The organism is Actinobacillus capsulatus DSM 19761 (assembly GCF_000374285.1).
GTDB lineage: Bacteria > Pseudomonadota > Gammaproteobacteria > Enterobacterales > Pasteurellaceae > Actinobacillus > Actinobacillus capsulatus.
The window spans coordinates 1-2560 of sequence record NZ_KB893963.1; the positions used below are offsets into that span (position 1 = coordinate 1).

Consider the following 2560-nt stretch of genomic DNA (forward strand, 5'->3'; position numbering starts at 1 on the left):
ACATTATGCGAAGTAAAGTGATTGTAACCAATTGATTTATAAGGATTTATTCCACAGGAACAAGGATAATATCGCCAACTTGTAAATCAAAATAGCTACTCGTTTTAAAAGATTGTGGGTGAACATAATAATGACCCGGCGCATACGACACTTGGTCTTTTTGAAGTGGCACTTTAAACTGAACCGGAAATTGACCGCCTAAATCAATATAGGCTTCCTGTGTACGCATAAACCATTCTTTACCGGTCTTTTGACTTACGCCGGAACGTTCATCAATGCGTGATGTTGGAAAGATTTGTACTTTTAATAAATACTTTTTAATGTCTTGATTACTCATTTTTCTATCCTCTAAGGTTTATTTAAGTTACTTAACTACGCAGCTAACTGCATTTCAAAATCAGATAAACTCGGTTCAACATACCAAGCCGGACACTGACAACTAAAATCAATTTCAACCAATTTCATTAACGGAATAATATTATGACGCTCATGCGCTTTAAGATTCTGAAGTTGAGCCTTCGTAATGCCTAGCTCTAATAAATCTTTCTCGTTTCTCCAAAACGTTTTTCTATCCATTTCCGTTTGAGTTTCTACATATCCATAAGTCAATAAATTTTTATAAAAGCCAAACAAACGGTCCGCTTTCGCATAGCTGACATTTCCCTTCGGTGTCACTTTAAAATAATGCTTTCTTAATAATTGCTGAATCTTGTCCCGGTTATAAACGTTCATTTTGCTTTCTCCAACCGCTTGAATAATGTCTCTAAAGGCGTCTTGCCATAAGTCTTTAATTAAGTTCTTACCGTCTTTTTCATAATTTCTCTGATAATTGATTAAGTCAAATAAATTTCTCGGGATTTTGTTTTTCTCTAAATAACGTTGCTTTAATCTCGCTTCAAAACGTACACATTGCTTACTAAATTCAATTAATTTGGGATTACTTAATATATTAATCACATTGATTAAATTCTTCTTATTCGGCGTTTTCTTCAGTTCCGATTGTGTTTCGGCTAACCGTTTTTGTAACTCTGCGCCTTTTAAATACACTTTCAGCGTTCTATGCTCTGAGCCACTGTTCCACTCTGCTGTCGTCTCATATTCACGGTTATAGCGTGTTTTTTTGGTCTGCCCTGCCCTTACGTTTTGTAAAAAACCGATAACCTGTTTTTGAACCGTTTCAGATTGAATATGCGCCGAATAAGTCACATCAATCCAATCGACTTGTGTATTGACCACATCGCACATTTCATAAAGCTCCGGCATAGCTTTAATAAAGGATTCAAGCATGACAAAAGCACACACTTCTAAATTAGTTGAACCGAAAACGTTATGACCTTGTAATAATTTTGCCGGACTCGCTTTTAGCTCAATGTAGGGAGCCGTTTTCATTTGCTCACTACCGTTAAAGATTTTCATCGCCAGTGAACCAAAATGGCTCGGAATAGCCTCATAAGGATGTGAAAGTTCGGCAACCTCTAAATCACCGTCTATTTCAAACGTAACGTTACCGGAACGAAGTTTTATACCGGTTCTTCTTGAAATCTCTATTAAATTGTCTTTCAAAAATGAGGTCTCCCCGTCTTTGCAGACGAGGATTTGTTCAGAATTGAAAGGGATTGAGAGTTTCAAGAAGTCGATCATATCAATCTGTATACAAATAACAAATAACAATAGTAGGAAAAATACATTAGTAACAAGTATCTTGTCAAGATGTATATTGATAAATTTGTATACAAAAACTATGATTTAATAAAAATAATGGTAGGTTAATTATGGTTAAAACAGTAACAGATAAAACAATCAGGCTTAAAAAACAAGAAGCTAGCGAGCTAAAAGATCTTTCATTTGAACTAACAAAAAAAGCAATCACAGCAGGACATCAAAAAATATATAAAGAATCCGATATAGTTCACTTTTTAATCGAAAATCTAGCTCAGAAAGTAACCATAGATAGTAAAGGCGATTTAATTGTGAATATTAATTCAAAATAACTAGATTAATATTCAAAATGGAGTTTTTAAAACTCTATCTAACTGGTTATTTAATAATCTGATTTGTGTCATTTTGACACAAGAGTGGACTATTAAAGAGAGTCCACTCGGACAACCAATAAAAAAGGTTATGCAGTTTTTTGCATAACCTTCTTCAAAATAACTCTTAATCAACGAACCGGAAAACGATTAACCGGTGATTTCCGATACTTGCAGATAAACTCCTCTAAATCGACAGGCACATCTGAATTTACTAATTCCTGCAAAAACAACATAAAGTGTTCTAGCTGCTGAAATCGTTTATCAGTTGTAGCCGGGGGCTCGTTCCTATCATAACGAAAACGGACTTCAAGAGAATCAACGGTGAGATAAATACGATGCTCGGTCATCTTTAAAAGTTTTACTGCCTCAAAAAAGTGTCTTGGTGTAATGTGAGATAAAGTGATATTAGCCATAAATAAAGCCTTAAATCGCATAAAACAGGTTATGTGTAAATTTTCGGGCTGTTCAAACAATTATACAGCCCTCAAATTATAACATAACCTGATAAACATTATGCGAAGTAAAGT

Annotated in this window: 4 protein-coding genes; 1 reads left to right on the forward strand and 3 read right to left on the reverse strand. The window is 34.6% G+C overall.

Going from position 1 to position 2560, the window contains the following annotated elements; genetic code table 11:
* Positions 1-46: 46 nt before the first annotated feature.
* Both C228_RS0112905 and C228_RS0112910 read right to left on the reverse strand, forming a co-directional pair.
* Positions 47-337, reverse strand: coding sequence for a single-stranded DNA-binding protein (locus C228_RS0112905; protein WP_018653002.1), 291 nt, complete (start codon positions 335-337; stop codon positions 47-49).
* A gap of 35 nt (positions 338-372) precedes the next feature.
* On the reverse strand, positions 373-1641 hold the full coding sequence (locus C228_RS0112910) for a phage/plasmid replication protein, II/X family (protein WP_018653003.1): 1269 nt from the start codon (positions 1639-1641) through the stop codon (positions 373-375).
* Positions 1642-1772: 131 nt separating this feature from the next.
* On the opposite strand from C228_RS0112910, the gene C228_RS0112915 reads away from it, so the two are divergent.
* Positions 1773-1991 carry a hypothetical protein gene (locus C228_RS0112915; RefSeq protein ID WP_018653004.1) on the forward strand — a complete coding sequence of 73 codons (219 nt, stop codon included), beginning with the start codon at positions 1773-1775 and terminating at the stop codon, positions 1989-1991.
* A 170-nt stretch (positions 1992-2161) separates the two neighbouring features.
* Here C228_RS0112915 and C228_RS0112920 read toward each other — a convergent pair whose 3' ends face one another.
* The gene (locus tag C228_RS0112920; RefSeq protein ID WP_018653005.1) at positions 2162-2446 is read right to left on the reverse strand and encodes a hypothetical protein; all 285 of its coding nucleotides are present in this window, start codon (positions 2444-2446) and stop codon (positions 2162-2164) included.
* Positions 2447-2560: the final 114 nt, after the last annotated feature.